The 25,265-nt window shown below is 30.2% G+C and carries 30 protein-coding genes and 1 pseudogene; 1 reads left to right on the forward strand and 30 read right to left on the reverse strand.

The window, feature by feature from the left end:
• Positions 1-38: 38 nt before the first annotated feature.
• The 21 genes from KQI42_RS17740 to KQI42_RS21075 form a co-directional block, all read right to left on the reverse strand.
• Positions 39-233 (reverse strand): hypothetical protein, encoded by a 195-nt coding sequence (locus tag KQI42_RS17740; RefSeq protein ID WP_216521707.1) that lies wholly within the window; start codon positions 231-233, stop codon positions 39-41.
• Between the two features lie 26 nt (positions 234-259).
• The gene (locus tag KQI42_RS17745) at positions 260-751 is read right to left on the reverse strand and encodes an NUDIX hydrolase (protein ID WP_216521709.1); all 492 of its coding nucleotides are present in this window, start codon (positions 749-751) and stop codon (positions 260-262) included.
• A 709-nt stretch (positions 752-1,460) separates the two neighbouring features.
• On the reverse strand, positions 1,461-1,685 hold the full coding sequence (locus tag KQI42_RS17750) for a hypothetical protein (RefSeq protein WP_216521710.1): 225 nt from the start codon (positions 1,683-1,685) through the stop codon (positions 1,461-1,463).
• An 86-nt stretch (positions 1,686-1,771) separates the two neighbouring features.
• Positions 1,772-1,930: a hypothetical protein gene (locus KQI42_RS17755; protein ID WP_216521712.1), complete on the reverse strand. Its 159-nt coding sequence runs from the start codon at positions 1,928-1,930 to the stop codon at positions 1,772-1,774.
• Positions 1,931-2,713: 783 nt separating this feature from the next.
• The gene (locus KQI42_RS17760) at positions 2,714-4,120 is read right to left on the reverse strand and encodes a DUF4365 domain-containing protein (RefSeq protein WP_216521714.1); all 1,407 of its coding nucleotides are present in this window, start codon (positions 4,118-4,120) and stop codon (positions 2,714-2,716) included.
• A 401-nt stretch (positions 4,121-4,521) separates the two neighbouring features.
• Positions 4,522-6,429 (reverse strand): coiled-coil domain-containing protein, encoded by a 1,908-nt coding sequence (locus tag KQI42_RS17765; protein WP_216521716.1) that lies wholly within the window; start codon positions 6,427-6,429, stop codon positions 4,522-4,524.
• Complete coding sequence (locus KQI42_RS17770; RefSeq protein WP_216521718.1) at positions 6,419-6,886, reverse strand: hypothetical protein; 468 nt, start codon at positions 6,884-6,886, stop codon at positions 6,419-6,421. The genes KQI42_RS17765 and KQI42_RS17770 overlap by 11 nt, the downstream gene beginning before the upstream one ends.
• Positions 6,873-8,204, reverse strand: coding sequence for an SIR2 family NAD-dependent protein deacylase (locus KQI42_RS17775; protein ID WP_216521720.1), 1,332 nt, complete (start codon positions 8,202-8,204; stop codon positions 6,873-6,875). Before KQI42_RS17775 ends, KQI42_RS17770 begins: the two co-directional genes overlap by 14 nt.
• 120 nt (positions 8,205-8,324) lie before the next feature.
• Positions 8,325-9,017 (reverse strand): recombinase family protein, encoded by a 693-nt coding sequence (locus KQI42_RS17780; RefSeq protein ID WP_216521722.1) that lies wholly within the window; start codon positions 9,015-9,017, stop codon positions 8,325-8,327.
• A gap of 91 nt (positions 9,018-9,108) precedes the next feature.
• On the reverse strand, positions 9,109-9,189 hold the full coding sequence (locus KQI42_RS21900; protein WP_425519803.1) for a DUF7695 domain-containing protein: 81 nt from the start codon (positions 9,187-9,189) through the stop codon (positions 9,109-9,111).
• 49 nt (positions 9,190-9,238) lie between these two features.
• Entirely contained in the window at positions 9,239-9,394 is a 156-nt protein-coding gene (locus KQI42_RS17785; RefSeq protein ID WP_216521774.1) for a hypothetical protein, read from the reverse strand.
• Positions 9,395-9,401: 7 nt separating this feature from the next.
• Positions 9,402-9,836: a hypothetical protein gene (locus KQI42_RS17790; protein ID WP_246566722.1), complete on the reverse strand. Its 435-nt coding sequence runs from the start codon at positions 9,834-9,836 to the stop codon at positions 9,402-9,404.
• 872 nt (positions 9,837-10,708) lie between these two features.
• Positions 10,709-11,365, reverse strand: a complete 657-nt coding sequence (locus tag KQI42_RS17795; protein WP_042683003.1) for a CPBP family intramembrane glutamic endopeptidase — start codon at positions 11,363-11,365, stop codon at positions 10,709-10,711.
• 705 nt (positions 11,366-12,070) lie between these two features.
• Complete coding sequence (locus tag KQI42_RS17800) at positions 12,071-12,664, reverse strand: YdcF family protein (protein ID WP_216521724.1); 594 nt, start codon at positions 12,662-12,664, stop codon at positions 12,071-12,073.
• A 531-nt stretch (positions 12,665-13,195) separates the two neighbouring features.
• Positions 13,196-14,005 carry a hypothetical protein gene (locus KQI42_RS17805; protein WP_216521726.1) on the reverse strand — a complete coding sequence of 270 codons (810 nt, stop codon included), beginning with the start codon at positions 14,003-14,005 and terminating at the stop codon, positions 13,196-13,198.
• The gene (locus KQI42_RS17810; RefSeq protein WP_216521728.1) at positions 13,996-14,286 is read right to left on the reverse strand and encodes a hypothetical protein; all 291 of its coding nucleotides are present in this window, start codon (positions 14,284-14,286) and stop codon (positions 13,996-13,998) included. The genes KQI42_RS17805 and KQI42_RS17810 overlap by 10 nt, the downstream gene beginning before the upstream one ends.
• Positions 14,287-14,436: 150 nt before the next feature.
• Entirely contained in the window at positions 14,437-14,559 is a 123-nt protein-coding gene (locus KQI42_RS21530) for a hypothetical protein (protein WP_281420509.1), read from the reverse strand.
• A complete protein-coding gene (locus KQI42_RS17815) occupies positions 14,556-15,200 on the reverse strand; it encodes a TetR/AcrR family transcriptional regulator (protein WP_216521730.1) in 645 nt (214 codons plus the stop codon). The genes KQI42_RS21530 and KQI42_RS17815 overlap by 4 nt, the downstream gene beginning before the upstream one ends.
• Positions 15,201-15,530: 330 nt before the next feature.
• Positions 15,531-15,779 (reverse strand): hypothetical protein, encoded by a 249-nt coding sequence (locus KQI42_RS21065; protein WP_246566723.1) that lies wholly within the window; start codon positions 15,777-15,779, stop codon positions 15,531-15,533.
• 186 nt (positions 15,780-15,965) lie between these two features.
• Positions 15,966-16,181 carry a BRO-N domain-containing protein gene (locus KQI42_RS21070; RefSeq protein WP_246566724.1) on the reverse strand — a complete coding sequence of 72 codons (216 nt, stop codon included), beginning with the start codon at positions 16,179-16,181 and terminating at the stop codon, positions 15,966-15,968.
• A 6-nt stretch (positions 16,182-16,187) separates the two neighbouring features.
• Positions 16,188-16,409 carry a BRO-N domain-containing protein gene (locus tag KQI42_RS21075; RefSeq protein WP_246566725.1) on the reverse strand — a complete coding sequence of 74 codons (222 nt, stop codon included), beginning with the start codon at positions 16,407-16,409 and terminating at the stop codon, positions 16,188-16,190.
• A gap of 635 nt (positions 16,410-17,044) precedes the next feature.
• On the opposite strand from KQI42_RS21075, the gene KQI42_RS17825 reads away from it, so the two are divergent.
• Positions 17,045-17,485 carry a GNAT family N-acetyltransferase gene (locus KQI42_RS17825; RefSeq protein WP_216521732.1) on the forward strand — a complete coding sequence of 147 codons (441 nt, stop codon included), beginning with the start codon at positions 17,045-17,047 and terminating at the stop codon, positions 17,483-17,485.
• A gap of 303 nt (positions 17,486-17,788) precedes the next feature.
• Here KQI42_RS17825 and KQI42_RS21905 read toward each other — a convergent pair.
• The 9 genes and pseudogenes from KQI42_RS21905 to KQI42_RS17870 all read right to left on the reverse strand — a co-directional run.
• A pseudogene (locus KQI42_RS21905) lies at positions 17,789-18,331 on the reverse strand (type IV secretory system conjugative DNA transfer family protein); the annotation flags it as partial.
• A 431-nt stretch (positions 18,332-18,762) separates the two neighbouring features.
• A complete protein-coding gene (locus KQI42_RS21090; protein WP_246566728.1) occupies positions 18,763-19,002 on the reverse strand; it encodes a replication initiator protein A in 240 nt (79 codons plus the stop codon).
• A gap of 85 nt (positions 19,003-19,087) precedes the next feature.
• Positions 19,088-19,348: a hypothetical protein gene (locus KQI42_RS17840; protein ID WP_216521776.1), complete on the reverse strand. Its 261-nt coding sequence runs from the start codon at positions 19,346-19,348 to the stop codon at positions 19,088-19,090.
• A 48-nt stretch (positions 19,349-19,396) separates the two neighbouring features.
• Positions 19,397-19,816, reverse strand: coding sequence for a hypothetical protein (locus tag KQI42_RS17845; RefSeq protein ID WP_216521734.1), 420 nt, complete (start codon positions 19,814-19,816; stop codon positions 19,397-19,399).
• Between the two features lie 54 nt (positions 19,817-19,870).
• Entirely contained in the window at positions 19,871-20,041 is a 171-nt protein-coding gene (locus KQI42_RS17850) for a hypothetical protein (RefSeq protein WP_216521735.1), read from the reverse strand.
• Between the two features lie 350 nt (positions 20,042-20,391).
• On the reverse strand, positions 20,392-20,901 hold the full coding sequence (locus tag KQI42_RS17855; RefSeq protein WP_216521736.1) for a hypothetical protein: 510 nt from the start codon (positions 20,899-20,901) through the stop codon (positions 20,392-20,394).
• A gap of 87 nt (positions 20,902-20,988) precedes the next feature.
• Complete coding sequence (locus KQI42_RS17860; protein ID WP_216521738.1) at positions 20,989-21,306, reverse strand: hypothetical protein; 318 nt, start codon at positions 21,304-21,306, stop codon at positions 20,989-20,991.
• 277 nt (positions 21,307-21,583) lie between these two features.
• Positions 21,584-23,896 carry a phospholipase D-like domain-containing protein gene (locus tag KQI42_RS17865; RefSeq protein ID WP_216521740.1) on the reverse strand — a complete coding sequence of 771 codons (2,313 nt, stop codon included), beginning with the start codon at positions 23,894-23,896 and terminating at the stop codon, positions 21,584-21,586.
• 358 nt (positions 23,897-24,254) lie between these two features.
• Positions 24,255-25,259 carry a hypothetical protein gene (locus KQI42_RS17870; protein WP_216521741.1) on the reverse strand — a complete coding sequence of 335 codons (1,005 nt, stop codon included), beginning with the start codon at positions 25,257-25,259 and terminating at the stop codon, positions 24,255-24,257.
• Positions 25,260-25,265 lie beyond the last annotated feature (6 nt).

A 25,265-nucleotide genomic window follows, 5' to 3' on the forward strand; every position in this document is an offset into this window, starting at 1 on the left:
CATAATTTTATAAAACAAATTGGAATTTGTAAATCGCTTTATCTTTTGTTGTTACTATCTAAAATAGAACCAACTATGATACCAATAAGCATTCCTAGTCCAGCCCCTAAAGCTATACAGAATATAAAGTTATCCAAATTCATGATAATGCTTATAATAATTCCTATACAAACACCAAAGCACAATCCAAGTGGTATACCCATTGTTAAATATTTATTTGTATCTTTTTTCATATCATACGCCTCTTTCAAATTAGAATTTACCTAATTGTATCTAAATATTCACTCATTCTTTCTTTATGACTTTGCATATACTTGTCTGATTCAATAAACTTAAAGAATTCTTCTTTTGTCAGCCACAAATAGGATATTGTTTCACCTTCTTGAAGCGTAATTGAATCTTTATTACAGTTAGTTTTACATATATAGCCATAATATATAGTATCCTTGCTCATACATCTGTATATCTGCTCTAATTTTGGTGCTTCAATACCTGTTTCTTCCCTGAGTTCCCTGATTGCAGTATCATAAGGTCTCTCGCCTACCACTGCACTACCACCTGCACTTGCTACATACAAACCTGGAAAATTTGGCTTTATTAAATCTCTTTGCATAAGTAGAAACATACCATCTTCATGCCTAACTATTATTTCACTTACCAAATGAAATAAACCATCAGGGATTACCTCACCCCTAACTAAATTGCAATCCGCAAGTGTTCCATCTTCTCTATATGCATCCCATAATTCCATTATCTAATACCTCCTAAAATTACTATTTATTAAATTATTTCACATTTTTTATATGTCACATTGTTCAACTTATGTACATTATATTGTATAATTCATCTGCTAGTCTATCAACCAACCATACCTTTTTTACAACTCTACTTTTCAATATTTCCGCTGTCATCACTCAAATTATCCAATGTCATCTATTTTTTCGTCTATTTTTAAGGGTCAAAAAACGGTGTCTTTTCACCGTTTTTTGACCCAAATTTCGTCTTCAAACCACTATATGTTGTGGTCGAAACCTATTTTTTCTCCTTACCACCACAATACGTCATCAGAATTATACTCTCAGTCGTAGAATCTTTCCAATCACACTTCGTGCTCTTGGACATTCCTGACATGAGACGTACATCTGCTTCTTCAGTCGTTCTACTACTTCACAAGCAGTGTTACGACTTCAACGTGCCTTGAGAGTACAATAATGATGTCATAGGTAGCTAGTACCCCCTTGGTGGCGAGGTATATTTCTAAAAATAAGCCATATATATTTTTTGAAACTATAAAATGATAGACGTAATTAGCCGGTCTATATTCTCCATAGATATTTTTCATATAGTTTGATCTAGCTTTATATTTTATAATTCTTTTGAAATTGTAATCAACCAAACCCTCAAATGACTCTTTATTTGAAGGCTTTGTTCATTATGATTTAAATAACACTCCTTCCATTTTATACCTTTTCCTTTTTAAAGAACCTAGCAATTATAAAACAAATTAGGCTAGGAATCAAAAATTCAACTGCCCTTACCAATACATATAAATAAAATGGTGCAGAACCATACTTATAGGCAGTATTATATTTATATAAATCAAAAAAACTTAATGCTATAAATAATACAATAAAAACTTGTCCTATTACTCTTAATGCTTTCACAACCTTATTATCTATTTTCATAGGCCTCTCCTTTAGTTAATTTGATTAGAATATATAGATGTCCATCTCCATTTTGTACTGTTGATTTTTTTCTTTTCTTAACTTTATTAATTCATTTTCTTCTGGAGAACGATAATCTTTTTCTTTAAAAGGTCAGTTGTTTGGCTTCTTTTTATCCAAATATTAAATGTAGTAATTGTAATTGTTAAGTCATATTCCACCATAACATCTTTCTTAGGCTTACCACTTTCATATAGTTTTACCATTTGTTCTTTGAATTCTTCGGCATAGGTTCTTCTTTCTCTTTTTATTACATAAACTTTTTCCTTTTTCTACTATTAGTTTACATGACCTTATTTTTATTGTCTAGTTTATTGTAACCTATCCAATGATGTCATAGGTAACTAATACCCCTTGGTTAAAGGATATTTTCCGTAAGTTCTAGCGTTTCTTCAACGAACATTTCAAAGTTTTAATATCTATTACTTATTACTTGCTAAATATAAACCAGAATTACCTTGGTAATCTGATACCTTATTTTTACCAATACATTCTAATATACTTTGTATCAAAATTGTAAGCAATAAAACCCTCAAACACTTATTTAACTTATTTGTTTGAAGGCTTTGTTTATTACACTTTAAAATGTTATATTAATATGTATTATTTTAATTCTTCTAATTAGAAAAACCTCTCAGTATGAATTGCTTTTAAATCGTTATTAATGCTAATCCACTAGTTTTTATTGCATAATCCGTACATATCATAATCACGCTAAATCTTGTTAACAATATTCTGTAATATATACATGGCTAAGTTATTGGGATATCCAATATCAAGATAAGTAATGCACGCTTACCACATATTATTGCCACTTCTCTAATATAAACTTCAAATTAATATATTTTGTCCCTTAACCCTAACCATCAAAATTTAAAATTTAAAGCACTCTAAAAGAACAAAAGTACACTTATATTTTCAACTAGGAGATAACCTTAAGTTCCAAAGCTTTCTAAGCTTACTATCTTTTGTCTGATTACCTTTATTCTCTATAATAGTGTTACATTATTTTTATAAGCAAGTGACTCAATATTATATAATGAATAGTTAAATTTATCTTTGAACTCTTCAAATTTAATCCTATTTTTAAATAGTTTCTCAAAATTATTTCTTTTATCTTGCATATTCAAATAAAAAATATAAGGGATAAATTCATTTAAAATCCAATCATGTGTATAATTAACCTTCCACTTTATTAAATTATCAAATCCATCCATTTTACTTGTTAGGGGCGTATTTCCAGCTTTCCAAACGATATCAACAAAATTACCACTTATATCCCTGACATATAGCTCTACTAAAACATCTGCCTTAACCTTATCTAAGTGATTTTTATAAATAATTATATGATCCTTTCTATATAGATTAAGTGGATGGAATATATCCCATTTAGTATTTCCATAAGAGTGGTCATGTTCTTGTGCAAAATCCACCATTTCAATCCAAATATTTATAGGTACTCTTATTATTTTAAATTTCCCGTTACCTTCTTCTTTAAAGTCACTAGCTCCTATAATGCTATACAACTCTTGCTTTCTTTTTAAATATGATTTATGTAAACCTTTAATTATCTCACATAGTTGTTGTGCTGTTTCTACGTCTATCACAAATCTATTATTAGGAAAATCAATACCTACCTTATCATCATCTATATATGTAATAAATTTTCGTTCCTCAGTAAGACCTTTATCACAGTCAGTGAATAATATATTTTCTATTAAATCCTCATCAAAAGTAATCATACAATCTGATAAGCCTGCCTGTTGAAAAGTTATACAACATGATAGTGATTGCTCTATACTTACGGGTAAATATGCTTCTATCCTCACCAGCCCTAAGCCATAGGAGTAATAACACTGATAACCATTATTCAAGATAATTTCATCAATATACATATCCTTATTTCCCGTAGAATTATCCGTCATTTTTTTCTCAGATGATATTAAATATGTCGACGGATCACTGTAACTTGTTAGTTGTTCTAATTTAACTTTGGCATTTCCATTAAAAATATTTTCTCTAGATATCAATATTTTATAATTAGTATCTGATACTTTAACAGCCGTATCCATATTAATATATTCCCATATACATTCGGTGGTATCAGGATTGTATAGTATTATGATCACTGGTAAAGAATGATTAATCCAATATGATAAATGACGTGCATCACTCCTAAAAACAATACTATTTTCTTTTATTTCTCTAAAATAACTTACTCCTGACTTGATTTGTACCGCAATTAATTGTCCAGTTGCACGTCCTGAATTTCGTATTTCAATATGTGCATCAATGCCATAATCATCTATGGCTTGCTCTCTGAATATCCACATAAGTTCTTCATACACCAGTGACTGTACTCTACTTACCCCAATTCTTCCGTTGTTATCAGACATCTTTTCCACCTCCAAATGCACTATTATTAATTATTCCATGCAAATCAACTTCATAACTACCTCATTAAGATAATTTAGATAAAACAATTCCTTTTACTTCTATTAGTTAAATATCTTATGATATTTTTAAATACATGAATTAAAAAGTATTTAGTAATTATTCTTTTTCCCGTTAGCAACTTTCCCAAATAGACCTTAACATACTAAAACTAATAGTATTATTAAAATATTTGTAGGTTAATTACAATTAACCTATAATAAATTCATCACTATAGGAACCTTATTCTTTACTAAATACAGACATTTAGTTGATTCTAATAGTTATGACAATCTAAATAATTATAATTTACAACACTTAAAACATCATATTCTTAATAGGTTATTTACCAAAGACTTAAAATCTACTTATCTTCTGGCTTTATTTCGTTTTTAGACATATCAATTAAACCACATAATGATTCACCATCATTTACTCTTCTAAAAATAAACTCTTTATTAGGCTCTATAACTTTAGGAGGAGTATTATCAATTATAAAAACTTGATTATCTTTTGAGGTTTCAACTAGATATTTAAATAGTTCACCATACGTTTCTGGATCAATACTATCAGTAGAGTCTGTATTAGTTCCGATGTTATTACTAACGGTATCCAACATAAGTAAAGCAGGATGACAATTATTTTCCTCCTCTATATTTAACTCTAAAATCGCACCTAAATAAGCAATTTGCATACATAGTAATAGACAGCCACTGGTATGTTTTAGTACGCTAATTCCATTATAATAAGGCAAATAATTGTCCTTACTTATGTAGCATTTATCTTGTTGAATACTTGTGAAATTAAATCGCAACATTAATTTTCTATATTTTTTATTTAATGCCGAAAGAATATCGTCTTCTCTTTTTTGTAATTTTAGCAATTCATTTTTCTTCTTATTTAGTGTTTCTAGTTGACCAGATAAACGGACTATTTTACTCGCGTTATTATCTATTTCATGATGGATATCAATAAAAGAATTAATTTTATTTCTTTCTTCTGTTATATCCTTAATTAAAGAATTAATAGACTCAACTTCTGATAAATAAGGAGTGTCCATATTCTTCTTGTATTCATTTAACGCAGTAACATAAATTTTTCGTTTTTCACTAATTTTACTAGTGTCACTTCTTTCAATAACTATCTTTTTACTATCAACCTTTATTAAATTTTGTAAAGTTTCAATTTTATCTTGAATTTGGTTAAGGGCCTTCTCAATATCTTCATTAGTTTCACAGTTTTCTTGTTTAACTTCAACAACAGTATGGCAAAGAGGACATCTTTCACTATGTTCTGATATTTTGATTTTTTTAATTGCTTCTAATGTAGCTTCTAATTTTTCTCTCTCATTAAAGTAGTCTTGAAGCAATATTTCTTTGTTCCTAATTGAAAAATCAAGAATTCTTATATTTTCATTCTTATCAAAAATTATCTCATCAATTTCTTTGATATCATTTTTTAAATTGCTAAAAACTCTTGAATTATCATTTTTATTCCTATTAAGAAGTTCTTTTTTATTCTTGTTAAGAGTATCTATATTTTCCGAGTATTCATCCCTAACAGTGATTAACTTGTTTAAATTTTCAGATTCCCTATTCGACAAGTATTCTTCTAAACCATTATTAATTTTGTCTAGTTTATTATGTTCATTTTGTTTGATCTGAATTTCTTTGTTTATTTCTTCCAAGTCAGTTATCACTAGATCATTTATAATTTTAAATACTTCCTTATTTTTACCAGATACAAAAGTATTATTATTTTGTAAAAACTGATTTGTACCAAGTTCTCCTTGACGTATAAATACAAACCTCATAAAATCTCTAAATGATATCTTTTCTTGATTAAAATCGTTGCTTCCAGGTCTTTTTCTTAAAATTGAATGTAGTGGAATCTGAAATTGTTCTGCAAAAAACTCATTCGCTTCTTCAACCTTTTTCTTCCATGGAGAATATTCATGATATTCATCAAATTTACATAAATAAATATTTATAATATTTCTATTTACTTTTAAGCTTCTATTAACTGTGTAAATCTTATTTCCTGCTCTTAGTTCCAAAAACACTTCATCGCAATACTCTGCTAATTCCATTTGTACAGATAAATCTATTGCTTCCTGTTTACCACCCAAACAGTAATCAATTAAATTTAATACTAATGATTTTCCTGAAAATCCATCACCCTTAATTATTATTAATGATTCATCAATATCTAATGTTCTTTTATAGGTTGTTCCAGAAATAATAAGTCTTAACAATCTTAATCTAGTTTTCATCTCTAACCAAAACCTTTCTTTGATTCTTTACACTAAATTTTCTAGTTGTTATTATATTTTGGCATTTTTCAATTTCTTTTTTATAGTAATTATTCTCTAAATTTGAAACCACTGATTTTCCCGCTTCAGTTATCTTGATATACATTACATTCCTTTTCTTTAAATGTTCTACCCTTATTTCTACCAATTCCTGGTTCGATAATATAATAACATTATCTCTAATTATCTTTTCATAAGTCAAATAGTTATTCTGGAGATATGTCTCATCAATATAATAATTGTTTTTTGAATCAACAGTAGTCAATGAAAGCATAGTATAATAATAAAGTATCTCATCAATATCTATTCCTTTTCTACGTTGCTTAAGCAAAAACAATATAACTAGTATTTGCATACATTCTATATATTTATTTTCAAATAGATATCTTAAATCTATTGGTAATTTACTCCTTTTCAATTCGCTTATCCCCCCACCAGACCTCTTTCTCTGCCCCTATAGCATCAGCTAAAATGTGAATAAACCCTTGTTTGTTTATTTCATTCGGCATATTATCATCGCTAATAATGTTTTTAAGCTTTGTAAACTCTAAGTTTTTTAATGAATTATGAACTGCTTTTAAAAACTTTCCACTATCTTTTTCTTCTCCGTACTCTAAAATAAGCAATTCTTTATATTTCATATAAGACAATGCCAAAAAATGATCTGCATATTTTTTATTGTTTTTTATTCCCGATTTCTTAAGCCATCTAAAGTATTGTTCAGCAGTGAAGAAACACTCTTTACTATAATCTACCTTTATTTCATCAATTACTTCAATCCTAAGCTTTCTACAAAATAAATTTTTTTCTAATTGTTGTTTTTCTTCTTTATTGGGTAGTTCATCTATTGGTATTTCTATTTCTTCTTGATCTAATGAATTACTTGACTCATCATCTGACGCAGTACAAATCTCATCAAGAATCTTACCTATTTCCTCTTGATGGGATGACCTGTTAGGATCATATGCAATTGTTTCAATATTATAGTTTTGTTTTAAATATGTTATATTTTCTGGAGTAGGATTTGCCATAATAATATAATGCTTTGATTTGAAAAATTCATTATTATCTTTAATAATGTTTTGTATAAATATATCATTAAATGAAAACCCCAAGAATAGAAATGTTTTAACTCCTGAGAAAACTGAAAAAAGTGCTTTATATACATCATTATTATATAACTCTTTATACTTTTCTTCGCTAATAACTATACTACTACTGTCACTAATATGACCATGTAAATGAAAAATTCTATTAATCGTAACATCATTCATAAGACTTTGAATATTTGTTTTTACATCCTTTAAATTCACCGGAACAAAATTTGTATTTATGTATTTCTGAACAATATGATCATAATTTGTTGTAAAATATATATTGAAATTATATTTAGCTAAATCCTCATAATTATTTTTAATTCCATCCAACTTTGAAGGGATACAATCACTTATTTTCTTAACTATAAATTGTTGAATATCTTCCTCTGTTCTATTTAAATATTTTTTGATTATTCTTACAGCTTCCCAATAATCATGCCTGTCCAAATTATGATTAAGCATAGGAAGAAAGGATGTTCCTCCTATATCTTCAATACCCATGTATAATGCACATTCTCTTATTAAGCTTCCCCAGTCAGGCACACTATAAGGCATGGATAAACCAGCACCCATAAAAGGTACTATATTGCCTTGTTTATATGTTTTCTGTAGTTCTCCTATAAAACCTTTATTTCCCATGTACTCACCCACTTAATAGCTTTCTAAGGATTATTTATAACTCTACCTCGGTCCTAAAAATCTATCTCCATTCAAATGTATCATATGATCTGGCATACCTGCTATCCATACTTCTGCTTCTCAAGCAAACTGGTCAATAAACCTTTTATATACTTTTCTGTCATCTGTCCTAATATAATTGATGAATAGGGTGCTAAGAACCAATCGATCGCTATGAGATACCCTATTCCATTCATAACCCTTGAATAAGTCTCTTAATAAAAACACTTCACCTGAATTAAGGTTTTCTATTTCGCCCTTAGTGATACCTAACAATTCATTAACGATTGACATATTATAGCCCCAAGTAAATAATAACGATATAAATAACATTGTTATTATCATTTTATAGCATATTCCAATATTTCTCAACATGGTTTTGTGTATTATTTGGCAAATCCCCCAAATATTTTGCTTATTTATGCCTCTCGCTTTTAATCCTCGTATAATTATTAATATGTCTAATACATTTCTAGATAATCTACTGATGGATTTGGTAATTATATAATCAATTTCACCTTTATACGCTTTCTTTAACATTGCATCTAAGCCATTACGTTTGTCTTTTCTAAGTCCGCTTTCATAGTCATAAAACAAACCAACAAAATCCCATTCTGGATTATTTTGAATTAACTCTGTATAATGCCTAATTTGAAGATCGATACTGCTTCGCTGGCTTTCACGCTCCGTACTCACTCTACAATATGCCGCTACCTTTAATTTACCGTTACTCTCCAAAGAGTTTGTCGCAGGAATAATCGTAATCTTTTTCATAAATAAATCCTCCTTATATTCTAATCTTTGATTTACTCAAATAAAAAAGACGTAAAAGCTATATAGCTCTTACGCCCTAAAATTTTATCTTTTACTTATTTTCAATTATTGATAGTTCTATATAACTATCTTCTTCTGCTAACCGACGTAAATATTCTTTGCCTCCATCCACACTACATCTGCCACAAGAACACGTTACAAAATCATATACTGTTTTAGATTCAATTTAAGTTTCCCATGGAATTTAATGCTTTGAGAAGAGATTGATGTTTTTCCTTGTCGGCAATGCCCCGTAGCAATAATGTTTTTTCTGTTTGGTTGTCTATAAAGTCTATAATCTGTTCATATGCAATTTTTACATCAGACATTATTTTCACCCTTTCACTAACTAAAATTATGGTTTGTTCTTGAATATACCCAAAATAAAATATTATCTGTTAACCTTAAACAAAAAAGTGCATCTTGAATGGTTGGCAATTCAATAATGTTCTCATTCCTATGGGTCCCGTAATCCGACATCATAGAGTAAATCATATAAATTGTTTTTGTCTTTGTCAGCTTGCCTTCTCTATTTTCATTGAAAAAATCTGCTAAGTCTTCTTTTCCTAAGTCTGCTTTAAGTGCCTTATCTAAATCAGTAACTGTTGCAGTTGCATTATCTCCGCTTGTATTATAAACTCCCCGCATCCATTTTGCAAAATTTTCAGTTCCCTTATATTTTGAAAATAGACTTACAATACATGTTCTACACGATTCAATACAAGATCCAGAATGCCCTTGCGTATAAGCATCAATTGCAGACTTATAAGCATCATACACTTCTTTATGGTTACTTTTGGCGTAAGATCGGAAAAAGTCATTTCTCGTGACTGTCGTTGCCGCCTTTGGTTATAGGCATTAATTGCTTCATTCTTCAACACCCTTTTGCAAAATCCATTAAAAGCACATCGCACTTGCCATTGGATACGAGCAGGTTCCATTTGTTCGCCTCCCTTCGCAACTGCAAAGGCGGGTGATGATTTCCCCCTTCATAGCCCTCAACAAGCGTTTTTTCTAAATGCCGAAAATAGAAGCAATTTTTTTGAAAAAAATCTTATTAAACACAAAAAAAGCCCAACTGAACATAAGCTAGCTGGGCATAAAAGTTGATATATTTTATTAGAAATTGTGTGTTTGCACATTACAGCCACAATAATCCCATAACACTTCAAGACGTTTCTCGATATGTCGTGTGAAATCCAATCAGAGTAAACATAAATAAACACGGCGATAACCTCCTTCATACCACCGTGTTCTAAAAAAAGGGCGAACTTAATACATCTTCCGTAATTCTATTTTTTTAGAAAAACGGCGGCTTTGAATTTTCTTATTTTCAAAACCGCCGTTTGATATTTTAACTATCCATATAGTTTTTGCACTCCTAACAAACAACGGTTTTTAGGTTGTATTAGTGTGTGAAGAAATATGTTGTAAGCTCAAAAGATCAAAACGCATTTTATTACTTATCGCTCCAGTAATGGAGAAAGTGGATTGTGGATTTTGTCCCGGAATTGTTTCCATCATCTTCAAAATAAGATGACCAATTAAGTTTTTAAACCTGATCTACGATTCGTCCCCCTAGGAAGGGTATTTACACGCTAATGGGCGGGACTCCTTCGTATCAAATCAAATCCAGCTCAAATACCCCTTCTTTAGTAGAAGAGTGACACTAATAAATTATACAAAGAGTGAATAATAATTACTGACCAAAGCGAGTTAGTTTTCTTATATATTAATCCAAATATAATACTCAAAACAAAAGCTACTACTATGGAACTTATAATATAAGGAAATTCGAACAACCCTTTATAAAACCAAATAGGAAAATGAATCGATACAAAGAGTAATGATGTAATTGTATTTGCTTTCCAGAAGCTAGATAACTCCATAAATTTTCTTAACAAAAAGCCCCTGAAAACAATTTCTTCAATTATGCCAACTAATAGAATGGTATTAAGCCATTCATTAAACCCTATATGAAAATCGATGTCATTTTTTAAAACTATAAGATTTAAAATGATAAAATAGGCTATAAAGACTAAGGATATCCATCCTGCCCATTTTATGCCTTTCCCAAAGTTATGGCGTAATCCTAAATAAGAAGACGGATTACTTTTTTCTACCAATTTAACTAATAAGATAACGGGAATAACCCAAATAATCATTTTAATAGTAGCTGATATTATAGCCCTAGGAACAGAATCCATCAAATCTAAATACTGAACCAACCATAATTCTCTAATACACCATAAAGCGTAGAATGATATAAAATATGCCCAAATGTAATTCTTATTTACTTTAGATAACATCAGTAACTCCTCCCTTTTTTCTCATCTTTTACAGATCCTAATGAAAGCTAATATAGCAATAATTAACGATAAAACTGCATATCCAATTGTCCACCAAAAATATTCATTAAATGTAGAATAATCACCAATCAAAACATCCCGTGATAATTCAATTGCGTGAACAATCTGTTGTGTTCCCACACTCTAGGTCGATAACTACTGAAACATTGATATGGTTCCTTAACTCCTTATTTCTGATTTTATCACCCTTTGATACAAATACCATATGCTTGTAAAAGTGCTTGAAATTAAGGATTTCCAGCCTTATTGTCTTTGTAGCAACACTATACTCTCTACGTGCCTTGAGGTGACAATAATAATGTCGTAAGCATCTAGTACCCCCTTGGCAGCTGGGTATCTTTCTGAATTTCTATCGCTTCTTCTACGATTTTTTAGTTTTTCATGTCTAATACTATATCGCTTGATACATCTAGATAAAAATCATTTTGATAATTCACTCTTGATTCTTGCTAATATATTCAATATTTTTCATATCAAAATTGTAAGCAACAAAACCCTCAAATAATTATTTATTTGAAGACTCCGCTCATTACAATTTAAAGTATTATCTTAGCGCATAATATATACTATAATTACATGATCTCTCATAGGTTATGCTATTACTACATACTTTATAAAGAATATTCATCATTAAGAGACGGTAACTTAACTCTTTTGTTTGTCTCTATGATAGCGCAAAAGGTTTATGAACATCTGCGTATACATATATAAGTAAATTAAACCTACTCCTACCATGTATTCATGTGGAATCTTAGATTTTTCCACTGAATGATCAATTTCAAGCCTATACGCATACGAGCTAGCTTTTCTTAAATGCCAAGGTGAAGAAACAATAACTGCTGTTTTTAGTCCTTTATTCTGCATGATTTTCTTTGAATTTACTAAATTTTCGTATGTACTCTTTGCTAGCCTTTCACGGATAATACTGCAATCAGAAACTCCTAATTCAATTAAAGCTTGTGCCATGACATCCGCCTCAACATAGTTGTTAGCAACAGCCCCGCCAGTACAAATAATTATTCCAGCAATTCCTTCATGATATAGTTTTGCTGCTTTACTTATTCGCTCTCGCAAAATTGGTGACATACCTCCATCTTTTTTGGCTGGATAACCAAGTACAATAATTACATCTCTTTTTTGTCTATTATTATAGGCTGCTTTTTTGAAATTACTACAAATTATAAAATATATAATCATAAAGAATACTAGCATTAAGCATAAAACATATAATACTATCATTTATACATCACCATCCATATTTCTACTCTCAATAACTTAAAAATATGTTTCACATTTATATACTAATGTTCATCTATAGTATATAAATCATCTATCCATTTATCAACCTAATTTTCCCAATAATCATCTATCATCACTCAAATTATTCAATGTCATCTATATTTTTGCCTATTTTAAAGGGTCAAAAAACAGTGTTTTTTCTCCAATTTTCGACCCAATCTTTGTCCTTCAAACACTATATGTTGCGGTCAAACCCTATTACTTCTCTTCAAAACCACAATACGTCATCAGAATTATACTCTCAGTCGTAGAATCTTTCCAATCACACTTCGTGCTCTTGGACATTCCTGACATGAGACGTACATCTGCTTCTTCAGTCGTTCTACTACTTCACAAGCAGTGTTACGACTTCAACGTGCCTTGAGAGTACAATAATGATGTCATAGACTGATATTATCCCCTTGGTGGCAAATGTGTATCTTTTTATTATCCTGTCACAATTGGTACTGAAAAACTGTTTATTGCCTGTTTTTATCCAGCATTAATCACATGTTTAAACTTACCACTTTTAGGATGCTGTTTTGGCTCCTCCGTAGATAAAGAAATCTCTACATGATGAATACCATGGGAGACAAGGAACATCATTAGAGCGATGCAGGCAGATTCAAACACTTCTTCTTTACTATGTCCGTAGATAGGATTAATTCTTAATTCCACTTTATTATCCTTATAAGCCACGATCTGAAATCTTTGAATTTCATGGATTTCTTTTAATATTGCATATATGGCAAGTGGAGCAATTTTTATTTCTTTACCATCTTCCAAGAACGTGACAATATCATCAACACGCCCCTCGATAGTTAACCAGGGAGATCCATTGCCACATACACAAGGTTCATGATGAATTACCACTCGATCAGTAACCTCATACCGGATGAATGGCTGTGTATAATTATATAAATTCGTAAGTAGAATTTTATCAGACTGTACACCATCGGGAACTGGTTTATTATCCTTATCAACAGGTTCAATAATCACCCAATCGTCATTGATATGGAAATGTTGTTCTGTACATTCACACGCAATTGTTCCTCCTTCGGTACAAGAATAATTCGTCTGGACATAACATTGAAATACTTCTGAGAGTCTTTCACGCAAATGATTACTTAAATACTCTCCACCTGTCATAATAATTACAGGATTAATACGAAGGCGCCCACATTTCTGTTCATCTATAAGGAGCTCCAAAATGGTTGGATACCCACCAAGCATTGCAGGCTGAAAGGCATTCAGTTCATCTACTATCTGTGATATTGGCAACAGCGCACTCGTTACATCCATCTGCTTTTTCTTCCAAGGCATCGCAAGTAATCTTGAACGTACTGAACTATTTCCCAGATAGAAACCACCTGTTGCAAATACTCCAATTGTTTTTTTCCAGCCTTCAAAAATGCTTTCAAGTCTTGTTTTCTGGCGAAAGCTCTTGTTGTACTAATTCCACCCATTATATTATTAGTGTTTCTATCACAAAGCATTACTAATGGATCGCCCGTAGATCCACTCGTAGTAAATACAAGATAATCTTCGTTGAATTTGCGTCCAATATTGTCAAGATCTTTCATAAATTCATTGATATCTAAAAGTTTTATTGAACGGTCTGTTGACCAATCGTCGAAATGTGACATTAACTCCTTTTTATTTGTTGGTGGCAGTTCAGAAAGTTCGAACTCATCACCAATATTATTATAAAGCTCTTTGTAATATGGGCTGTTCTATCTTGCATAACTTACAATCTTATGAAGTCGTTCCTTTTGTATTTTTACCTTTTCTGCTTCATTCATTTTTTTATATTTCCTGCATAATATCATAGCTTCAAAAATACCAATTTTCTTCATTCTGATTCCTCCTTCACCACACCATATAACATAAAATCCATACACGCTCTTATCTCTGCTTTTATTTCTTCTGACTGTTTAAAAAACTGACCTGGCATCTCTTTGTAAATTTCTAAATATTTGTTAATGATTGCCCCAATATAAAGGGTAAGAGCCGCTGTTACTTTCTCAGTATTAGCTTCTTCTTTTAAATTAAGCGCTGCCACTGCCTTGCCCATTACCTTTGCCGATTTTTCCTTACCCTTTATCATATACTTTGCGAGTACTTCATTCCTTCGCTCAGAAATCTGACTATTCGTCTCTCGTGCTGCCATGTTTACAATCCGCATCTCTTCTGGAAATTCACGGCAAAGGTTGAATTTCTCTTCTATAAATGAGAATATAATCCCATAAAAATCATTTACTTCCAGCTCTGGCAGTTCTGTAATAAGCCGTTCCAGAGCCTTCTCCAAACAATAAAAATAGAATTCTTTTTTACTTCCGAAATAGTAAAATAGTATACCTTTCGATATACCACAATTTCTGGTTATTATATCTGTACTTGCTTCTGAATATGATTTTTTTGAAAACTCACATATTCCACTTTTAATAATAGTATTTTTTTTATCCTCTGCTAGTTTTTTAAATACCTCTCTCGCCATAGATACCTCCATATTGACTCACTGGTCAATCCCTATAAGTATACCATATGTTGAATTGACTCATTAGTCAAGTTCTTTTTGATAAAATCAAAGCTGCGTCTCTAAGTAGGAATCCATGTATTTTTCTATTAAAAAAGGACTTGAAAGTTTTCACCTAAGTCCTCAATTCTAATACATTTCTATTCATTTTTCTTCTATTATATTTATCTATTTTTCTTTTGCAACAGGATTATGGATTCCACGTGCCTTGAGAGGTCAATAAAGATGTCGTAGGGAGATAGTATCCCCTTGGTGGAATTATATATTTCTGATTACTTGCATTATTTGCTTTTATTTTTTATTGTCTTCCCTATCAATAATAATATCTGCAATAACTCTAGTAAAATCAACAACACTTTTTTCTGTGAGAACAGGTTTACCAGTAGTGTTTTCAATTTCCTTCCGAGCATTTCCTGCAATACTTCCACCTTTTATTGCCACTCCTCTATTTTCATCAAAGTTTTTAGGTTCAATGGTCTTTGATAATTCTGTAGTAGTTGCTTCAGCTAGCATATTTAGTACAAGCTCCAATGTAGACATATTATCTCTTAAGTTCTCCCTTTTTAATCCTTTAAGATTCTTATATTGTCCTGTACTTAATCCTGCCCATGCTTTTGTAATTTCATCAGTAAGTATTGCATATTCAATTCCTTGTTTTACACCTCGATTATTCCATTCATCAGTTAATTCTTTACGTACTTGAATGGCTTGTAATCTTTGATTTATCTATTCACGTGAATATCCTTTTTTAAGATATGTTTCCAGTGCTCTGTCAATGGTAAGTTCAGGATCAATAGTCTCATCAATTCTTTCACTGCCCACCCTAGCAAGCCACATTTTAAAAGGCTCTGCTTTCGGGGATGGAATTGATTGTATGATTCGCAAAAGTTCTTCTGTATCAGCAACATCCGTCATTCTTTTTTTACCATCTGCTGCTGTCATTTTCAACTATACGATTTTATCGTACAGTTCATTTCCTTCATTTTTTAACTTAATTTTTAAATCGCTCCAATATCTTCTAGGCTCATTGCTATCTGTTAATATTGATATAACATCCACTATAGAAAAGTACCAAGTTTCATTTTCTAGGCGAGATTTATTCAAATCTACTTCTCGAAGTTTTAACTCATAATTTTTGATTTCCCTATCAATTGTTGCGGATTGACCCATTAATATTGGACAAAAACTCACGAATACTTTCTTTTTCTTAGATTATCTATATTTTAATGTTTCTCGCTTCTTTTATTATACATAAATATTTATCCTCTAGTAATCTATGGAAAGATTCTATACGGGCATTTTTATTTGGGGTTTTAAATGGTATTCTACTATGTTTCTATCATATACATCTAGAAAAGAGGCTATATAAAAAAATCTATCTTCACCATGGATGTAACCATATTTAATATCTACTTCCCAAAGGGAATTAGAGTTTGTAATGTCTCTATTTTGAACTATTTTCCTTGGATACTTAGGTTTAACAATCCTTTGGAGTCTTAGCACATTTAATTCTTTACATAATCTATATACCTTCTTTTTATTGAAGCCGCCCCAAACCATGTATCATATCTCTCATAAGTATAATGTACCCGCGTAGGATGACCCGGCGCGGATATATGATACTTATGATAAATAAACCCGATCGGCTCCGCAAATAAAAAGACATAGCAACTCGCATCGGATTTTGCTATACTGTTTGTGAGCTATATTGTACCATTCTTTTATACGAACACGAAGGAAATAGGCGTAACGCGGTATTATTTATATTAAACAACCTTGGCTATGTTTAAGAAAGGAGGATTCTTTTGGTAGAATTAAGAACGATTAACGAAGATAATTATGAAGAGTGTTTGAATTTGAGTGCATCTGTTGCCAATGCAGACTTTGTAGACCCTGTCGCGTGGTCTTTGGCCGAGGCGTGGGTGTTTTATGATGATTCGCGCCACTTTGCAATTTATGCCGATGATGTGATGGTGGGCTATGTTTTAATGTATATTGGCGAAGAGAACCATCAAATCATAAATTTCATGATAGATAGCCGTTTTCAGAAAAGAGGCTATGGAGTGGCAGCAGCTAGGCTTTGTGTTGAATATTTGTGTAAAGAGTACAACGCAAGTAAAATTTCTTTACCAGTTGAGCCGGAAAATATAGCCGCACAAAGGTTATGGAGTAGCCTAGGCTTTGAAATGACAGACGATATGGAGGACGGTTATCTTTTTATGCGGTTATACATACCAAAATATTAAGTTTGCAGTTAGGTGTCGTTCCTAATAAGCATAACACAACTCACCCCCCAAACCGCCATATCCCTTCATTATCGCCACTATCCAGCCCCTTTCACCAGCAGCGAAGAAAAATGCGGAGCCGCACCAAACCATGTATCATATCTCTCATATGTATCATATACCCGCGCAGGATGACCTGGTGCGGATATATATTTTGCCACGAACATGACACATATGATACTTATGATAGATAAATCCGGTCGGCTCCACAAATCTTAATCCAGCGGAAATTTCTCGCCGGTATCGTCCCCATGCGGATTTGCCTCACGCGACAGCGCATCCATCCTCGTTTCCAGCATCAGCCGATAACCCTCCATCAGCCAATTCAATATACCGCTCTTGTTCTTCCTTTGGAGCTTTATAGAAAATATATCCTATTAGGGCTGTGTAATATAGTTTTTCTGCCTTTACCCAAAAGTCTTCTCCTGCTTTTTCACCTTCTCCCTTGGTATTGGCAATTATAGTATTTACTAGCTTCAATATGTCTTTTTCGGAGTTAATATACCCAAAAGGGTTATAACGCATAGACTTTTTAAAGTTAATAGTATTTAATACTTTGATTCTATATGGCTCGTATATTATCTTTCCTTTTTTATCTCTTTAATAAATAATTTTCCCTTTCCCATCTCGTATTTCCCTTCCATTCATCATTAATCTTTCAGTTTTCGTTAAGATAATGTTTTCTTCATAAATTGTATCTATATATGGTTTAATATCTTTTGAATTTCCCCATCTAGCTGAACCATAATCTTCTCCCTTTTTATATTTTTTTGCATTCTTTCCTTTGGAATAAACTACTAAGTATATTCCAAATACCCCTGCTATTCCAAAATCTATATCTTTATAATAAAAACTTGGAAATGGCGGTTTGAATAATTGTCCTATGTAAAGCAACATCTGATAAATAGTAATAAAGAAATTATCTGATTACAACCACCTATACATTTCTCCCAATTTGTTAAAAGTATAGTAAATAAAAATATATGGCACAAATTTTAAAAATAATTTCTTTTTATTGATTAGAGAAAATTCATATCTTATATCTTCTATTATTTTATTCATAGGCTTTTCTCCTGTTGTTTATTTTTAACCTTTTGACATCTCTGAAAAGTTATCCACAATAAAGTTTTTTACATAAATTTTAGTAGGCTTTCCTTGTCCCTGCCTTTCTTTTTCTATAAGTCCTATTCCTTTTTCTGTATCAAGTTCTGAAAGTACCTTTACAGATTTTTTATTCCCTAGCCCATAACTTCCATGATATTTTCTATGGTAAAGTAAATGTATACTCTATTATTTTCATCAACCCAATTATCTTTCATAGATAATTCCATCCTATCTAAGAGTATTCCATAGAGTACCTTAGCATCAGATGATAGATTTTTGAATATTGGATCTATATACAGTACCTTTGGTATTCTAAAGAATGAAAACTTCTCCGACTCTTTGCCATGGTAATAGCTAAAATTTATTTCCCCCATAAATAATACCTCCTTCCTTGATTTTTGACATAAAAAACAGCAAGGGTTTAATTTTGCTGTTAGGTTATATTTATTTAGTTTTAATTTATTTCTTTGTATCTCCACAGACTAGGTTGACTACTACTGAAACATTGAAATATTTTTTTAATACTTTTTTCTTGAAATTATGCTCATCTTCTATAAACTCAAAATGGTCATGAAACTGCTTGAATCTGAGGATTTCTACATAATTTCCTTTTGTATCAACGCTATGCACTCCACATGCCTTGTTGCTGTGATTCTGATGACCATAGGGGCTGGTAGCCCCTTGGGGGAAGGGTATATTTTCAATAATTATACCTCTCAAACCTTACTTTTATAAAATAACTTTATAGATTACATAATAAAAGACGGTTTAATCCTTCTTATTAAGATTCATTTTAACTTGATTTTCTTGTTCCATTAGGTATTGCGTGAATAAATCAAAACTCCCAACAAACTTATTTACACTTTCTATATGATAAAAAGTGCTTGTTTTATCATATTCGTAGATTTCATTTGTCGGGGAATATATATATATTCGTTTTCTAAGCCCAAGGGCTATTCCTAACTCAATATGACTTCCTTTACCTGCTGGCAATAGAATAACAAGGAAATCCGAATTCATCACTGCTTCTTTTTCTTTTACACCGATAGTAGCTAATTTTTCAAGGGAACTAGCTTTTTCGTTTTGAGTCCAATCATATGTGTGGATATAACCTTTTAACTTTAGCTCATTAGAAATCTCTCGTACCTGTTCAATATTCTTGAAACTCGATGCTATATAAAAATTCACAGAATACCCTCCCTCTATTAAAAATAATCTACTTCCCATTATTATAACATAAAATTATTTTTCATTTTCTTTACCTAACAGCTTGATTTCCATATTTTCTAAAGCTTTTATATAATCTTTCTCTACTTTAGAAACATCATCTAAATGCAAATTCTTATATTTCTTGTATTCTTCCTTTGCGTTAAGCTCAGCTGTCTTAGTACTGATCTTCCTTTTTCTACTCATAGATATATTTTTCCAAACGTAAAAATAAACTTTAGGTCGAGTAGATAAGATTGATGTAATCCTGCAAACCCAATAAAATCAATGTCTACAGCCTTGACATCAATACCACGCACTCAACGTGGGTTGGGGCGAAAGTATGATATAAATACGCAGAAATAGCGGGTCTTGCGTATTTGTATCCCCCCCTTTATGTTTCGTTAAATTTAAAAACTTCAGCTAAATCCATTGGTTTTTCAATCCTTTGATTTCACAAAGAAGTATCAATTTCTATTAACATTTATACCCCCACATGCTTATTCTCACATACCCACCCTTGCTTTTTCTTGTGTGAATTGAAAAAGATATTCCCCCTACTCTTCATTATCTGAAAGGAGTAAATCCTTAAGCCACATAGGTAAATTGTTCACTTTCTTGAATTCTAAAATTTTAGTTGCTACCTCAGCTGCATCTTCTTTTCTCCAGAATCTATCCCTAGTGTAACAAGTATTATCACAATACTTTCGCTTAGTGGTTCCCAAAGCCTTGAACTCTTTACCACAGTATTCACAAATAAATTTATATTCTTTTCTATGGGTATTGTCCCATTCCATCTTACAATTTTTTGAGCAGTACTTTTTCCTAGCACCCCTCTTATTCTGTTCAAGTTCCACGCCACAATTAAGGCATAGGATATAAACAAATTCTTCCTCTATTATTTTCTTATATTTCTTAATTAGTTCTTTTCCATACCCATCTAACCCATTTCTTTTGCAATATCCTCTGATGGAGTCTCTTGATAGACCAGTTTCATTTGCTATTTGTTTGTATCCTAACCCTTGAAACCGTAATATTTTAATCTGTTGCCTTTGTTCATCATTCACTTTTCATACCTCCTTGGCAAATAGTAATTGCTCAGCTTCAACTATTTGTCAAGGTGTAAATGATTTATTTAACTTCATAAATATTTCTTATTCTAAACCATTATAATTTCCAAAACAATACTTGATATATTGGCTTCTATTTCTATCAAAAATAATCCCTTGATTCTCGAAGTTTTCTAAAATATATTTATCTAATCCATATGGACTTTTAAGTTCATCTATAAGTTCCTTATTCATTGTAATACTATACCCATCCATTGCTATTAAATATTTGTCATCATTTATTTTCTCTAATTTTACTTCTTCTTCAAATTCTCTACTTAAAGCTGTAACAACTACCTTGATAAAATCTTCAGCACTCATATTTTTTGCCATGTAGCCTCTAATAAAGCCTGTAGTATTCATAAATTCATCTCCTATACAATATTAGTAAAATAAAAAATCTTCTCATCCTAAGATAAGAAGATATGAAATCACTATGTTTTCACCTCCTTATCGAACTTTTAGCTGGACCACCTTACGTATTGCAGGTTGGTATAGGGTCATAGAGCTAAATCTCTACCCTAACTCTTGATATTTTGGTGTTAAATTGTACAGTTTCATTATATCATAATAGTTTATTAAATACTACGCTATATTTATTTAGTTAACCAATTTTAGTGTTTCTTATATCTTAGCCTAGTTAGTATCTTATAAGAAAGTATAAATCTATATTTAACTCTAATTTCTGTCTATCATTAATATGGTATCCTCTCTTATCCATTGAACTCAACTCAAATATTTCTGTTTTCGTTAAGCCTTTTATTTTAATTAAAAGCTCTTCTACATTTTGATTTCTAAAGCAATAGAATGAATTTTTAGGATCGAAAGATTCTAATACTAGTAAATTATACTCCTTATATTCAAATAAATAATAATCTTTTAAACTCTCTATCCCTAAATTACTGTATATAGAACTAGGTTCTTTCTTCATCCATAAATTTAATCTGAATTTTATTTCATCATCAGTTAAATGATTAATTTTATCTATAAATTTAGCATTTTCAATTTTTCTTATTGAATAATTTGTTATATAATTAATTTCAGTACCATTAAAATATCTCTCATCTAATTCATATAATTTTATGCATTCACTGGATATATTTTCATACCATTGCTTGAAATATAAGTAGCTATCATCGTTATTATCCAATATATATAATAAATTTAATTCTTTATTTATATTAAAAGCTGAATTACTAACATTAGAAGATCCTATTATAAAGCAACTTTTTCTTTCACCTTCTAACATAAAAAACTTACCATGGTAAAAATGACTTTCTAAGGTTTTTACTCTTATCTTCTTTTCCTTTATTAGAAGATTCAAATGACCTGCCGTAATCTTATCCATTCCCATAATAATTTCATTATTATTACTTTTTTTATTTTTATTATAATGTTGTAAACTACCTATTATAATTTCCACGTCACCACTTCTTCTATGCACTGTTTCAATTGCTTCTTCAATTAAAGCCAACCCACTTTTATACACGAATCCAGATGCTATATACATATTTTTAATATTTATTTTTTCAGCTAAATATAATATTTGTTCATTTACAGAATCCTCTGCATTTAAAATTGTAAATGGAGATACAGTCTCACTATTTAATAATGCATCATAATCTTTTATATTCCTAGTTTGTTTATAACTTTCAATATCATTCAACTTATTGCTTATATCAAACTCTCCAAGTGAATACTTCTCTCTATCAATTCTAACAATATTCTCTTTTACTCCTGGCAAATAATTTATAATATGCTGAAAATATATATCCAGAAAATTATTATTTATCTTATCATTTGATAAAAATGCTACCCCTAATATAGCGTTAATAGTATTTTTAGCCATGCTATTTACAATGGTAGCAGATTCTTTTACAATATTTCCCATAAGCATATAATTATCTAAATTTAACTTCATGAATAAATCTATATTTATGGCTTTATTAGTAATTTGTCTACGAGCCTTAGTAAATAAATTCTCATATTCTTCTTCTAAAATATTCCTATATTTATATCTACACTCGTCAACAATTAAATATCTAACATAATTACCTAAATAACTTAAATTTTCATTACTGTCATACTTTGTATCTTTGTTCTCTTCAATATAGGAGCTATGAATAAAGCATTGATTATAAAGCCATGTATTTTTTATTTCTATAGCTTCAATATCTTCCAATTCCCTTGTCCTTAAAAAAGGTAATTTAGTATGATTTGTTTTATATTCTTTAAAACTCATATCAAGCATAAACTTTGAAACATCGCTATTATAAAGGTATTGTTCTACATATTTGTTTGCTGCATCAATCCTCGCTTCTCTCATAGAGTTACCATAACCAGTAACTACATTATCCAAAATGTTTAAATTTACTTCATAAGTCATCTTATCTGCTATTTCATATTTTTCAACAAAATTAAATTGTGTTCTTATATCATTGTTTCGCCCCCACTCTTTAATAATTTCACTCCAATCATATTGTGGCTTTTTAATAAAGTTATCTATTTCTCTTTCGATATCTTTTAGGACTACTATCTTAGTACCTTCATAGCCATTTTCTATATAATAATTCCCAAGGATTATATTGAAGGCAGCATGCGCACTAGTTAACAGCTTGTCATCTTCATTATGTATTTTTAAGATTTCATTGATATTTGTAAACCATTCAGATTTGTCTAAAATATCCTTTTTAGTACCTTGATCTATAAATTTAAAGGTTTCAAAATCTGTTGTTTTATTCCGAAATATATATTCAGCTTTTATTAAATTAAATACACTGATACCTAGCATCTTAATATACTTATTATCTCTAATACTCTCAGAGTTACTAATTTCTTTTAAATACTTTTCATTTAGAAATCCATTGTATATTCTTTTTTTATTTATAAATTCTAAACCTAATTTATTTTCAATATCCAAGACTAATTGTTCATCAAACTCATTAATGCTCATCCCACTTTGCATCTCCCCCTTTATTTCATATCGATTAACATTAATTTTTATATGCTTTATCCTTTATGGTAATTTGCATACCTTAAATTATGAATAAAATTACAATCATTCACTTTTAGTATTTAAATTCTTGGTTTGCCTTCCTAGATGCATAACTGTATTCCTATCATCCTCTTCAAATAAATAAAAATGATGGCTATTTTCAAGATTATGTTCAAAATAGCACTCATAATCTATTTAAGCCGATTTAATATTTTCAACAATTCCAGCTTCTATACCTGTATCCGTGTTATTAATCATATATATTCTTATAATTAGATCTCCATCAAAATAATTACTCTTAAGTATTTTTTATTTTCTAAATATATTTCAAATAGTCTAATTCTGCTAAGTCTTTAACAGTTATTGTCTTCTTTCTATCTTCCCTATAATATTGCTGTGCTAAGGTAGAAACATCATTACCACTAAGCTTTGAAATTACCTTAATATCAATATTTGAATTAACCATCATAATAATTGCTGTTTTTCGTAATGTTTCATGGTTAAAATCTGGTATCTTTATTTTAGCTCCCGATTTGTTAATATCTGAAGCTAATTGATTAAGATAATCATTTAACATTAGATAAAAATCTTCTGTATCTCCAAATACATAGGTTTTTAGATTGTCCCTTTCATCTATGGTAATATTATTATTGCTCATAATATATTTTTTTACAAATACCTTATAATTAATTAAATTATGAAATATGCTACTTGTTAGTTCTAATCTTGCTTCACCAATTTTTAATGTTCTAGTCTTCTCAAAAATTTGCTCAAATTTTATATTAGACAAAATACTCTTTTTAAATGGAGCTACTAATGTTATTTTTATTAATAATCTTAATTTTAGATACTTAAAGTATCTGTTCATCTCCGCCTTTTTATTCTTGTTCATTAATACATCATAGTTATTAAACCTAAGAAAATAGTCGTCTAAAAAGCACAATACCATTTTTATCTCTTCAAATTTCAACTCTGCGTTATCTATAGGATTTTTGAATTTAATCGTCTCTATATATTCTTCATAATTCTGTTGATAAGTGGCTCTTTCAAAAATATCATCAGCGTATTCATTCCTCTTTAAAAATTTATAAAAAGCTTTAATTGCTTCTAAATATCTATTTGCTGTATTTTCCCTATTTATTATATTCTTATCATTCAAAAAAGAAATACTTTCTAAGAAGTTTTCAAATTTAATTTCATGCATATCAAATATATTAATATTTTTTAAGTAATCAAAGAAATCTTCGATATTCTTTTCATAATTAATATTTCCTTTATTATCACTAAGAAACAATTCTTTGTATCTTTTTATGGTATCCATGTAACC

Source organism: Tissierella simiarum (assembly GCF_018917865.1).
GTDB lineage: Bacteria > Bacillota > Clostridia > Tissierellales > Tissierellaceae > Tissierella_C > Tissierella_C simiarum.

Excerpts from the sequence above, each read along its gene's own strand:
- KQI42_RS17810 (WP_216521728.1), bottom strand. The coding sequence starts at position 14,286 with ATGAAAGATCTTGACAATATTGGACGCAAATTCAACGAAGATTATCTT.
- KQI42_RS17795 (WP_042683003.1), bottom strand. The coding sequence starts at position 11,365 with ATGTTATCTAAAGTAAATAAGAATTACATTTGGGCATATTTTATATCA.
- KQI42_RS17805 (WP_216521726.1), bottom strand. The coding sequence starts at position 14,005 with ATGGATGTAACGAGTGCGCTGTTGCCAATATCACAGATAGTAGATGAA.
- KQI42_RS17865 (WP_216521740.1), bottom strand. The coding sequence starts at position 23,896 with ATGAGCATTAATGAGTTTGATGAACAATTAGTCTTGGATATTGAAAAT.
- KQI42_RS21065 (WP_246566723.1), bottom strand. The coding sequence starts at position 15,779 with ATGTCTACATTGGAGCTTGTACTAAATATGCTAGCTGAAGCAACTACT.
- KQI42_RS17750 (WP_216521710.1), bottom strand. The coding sequence starts at position 1,685 with ATGAAAATAGATAATAAGGTTGTGAAAGCATTAAGAGTAATAGGACAA.
- KQI42_RS21070 (WP_246566724.1), bottom strand. The coding sequence starts at position 16,181 with ATGACAGCAGCAGATGGTAAAAAAAGAATGACGGATGTTGCTGATACA.
- KQI42_RS17740 (WP_216521707.1), bottom strand. The coding sequence starts at position 233 with ATGAAAAAAGATACAAATAAATATTTAACAATGGGTATACCACTTGGA.
- KQI42_RS17765 (WP_216521716.1), bottom strand. The coding sequence starts at position 6,429 with ATGAAAACTAGATTAAGATTGTTAAGACTTATTATTTCTGGAACAACC.
- KQI42_RS17760 (WP_216521714.1), bottom strand. The coding sequence starts at position 4,120 with ATGTCTGATAACAACGGAAGAATTGGGGTAAGTAGAGTACAGTCACTG.
- KQI42_RS21530 (WP_281420509.1), bottom strand. The coding sequence starts at position 14,559 with ATGAAGAAAATTGGTATTTTTGAAGCTATGATATTATGCAGGAAATAT.
- KQI42_RS17850 (WP_216521735.1), bottom strand. The coding sequence starts at position 20,041 with ATGAGTAGAAAAAGGAAGATCAGTACTAAGACAGCTGAGCTTAACGCA.
- KQI42_RS17775 (WP_216521720.1), bottom strand. The coding sequence starts at position 8,204 with ATGGGAAATAAAGGTTTTATAGGAGAACTACAGAAAACATATAAACAA.
- KQI42_RS17800 (WP_216521724.1), bottom strand. The coding sequence starts at position 12,664 with ATGATAGTATTATATGTTTTATGCTTAATGCTAGTATTCTTTATGATT.
- KQI42_RS17860 (WP_216521738.1), bottom strand. The coding sequence starts at position 21,306 with ATGAATACTACAGGCTTTATTAGAGGCTACATGGCAAAAAATATGAGT.
- KQI42_RS17870 (WP_216521741.1), bottom strand. The coding sequence starts at position 25,259 with ATGGATACCATAAAAAGATACAAAGAATTGTTTCTTAGTGATAATAAA.
- KQI42_RS21075 (WP_246566725.1), bottom strand. The coding sequence starts at position 16,409 with ATGGGTCAATCCGCAACAATTGATAGGGAAATCAAAAATTATGAGTTA.
- KQI42_RS17755 (WP_216521712.1), bottom strand. The coding sequence starts at position 1,930 with ATGGTAAAACTATATGAAAGTGGTAAGCCTAAGAAAGATGTTATGGTG.
- KQI42_RS17815 (WP_216521730.1), bottom strand. The coding sequence starts at position 15,200 with ATGGCGAGAGAGGTATTTAAAAAACTAGCAGAGGATAAAAAAAATACT.
- KQI42_RS17745 (WP_216521709.1), bottom strand. The coding sequence starts at position 751 with ATGGAATTATGGGATGCATATAGAGAAGATGGAACACTTGCGGATTGC.
- KQI42_RS17780 (WP_216521722.1), bottom strand. The coding sequence starts at position 9,017 with ATGAAAAAGATTACGATTATTCCTGCGACAAACTCTTTGGAGAGTAAC.
- KQI42_RS21090 (WP_246566728.1), bottom strand. The coding sequence starts at position 19,002 with ATGGGGGAAATAAATTTTAGCTATTACCATGGCAAAGAGTCGGAGAAG.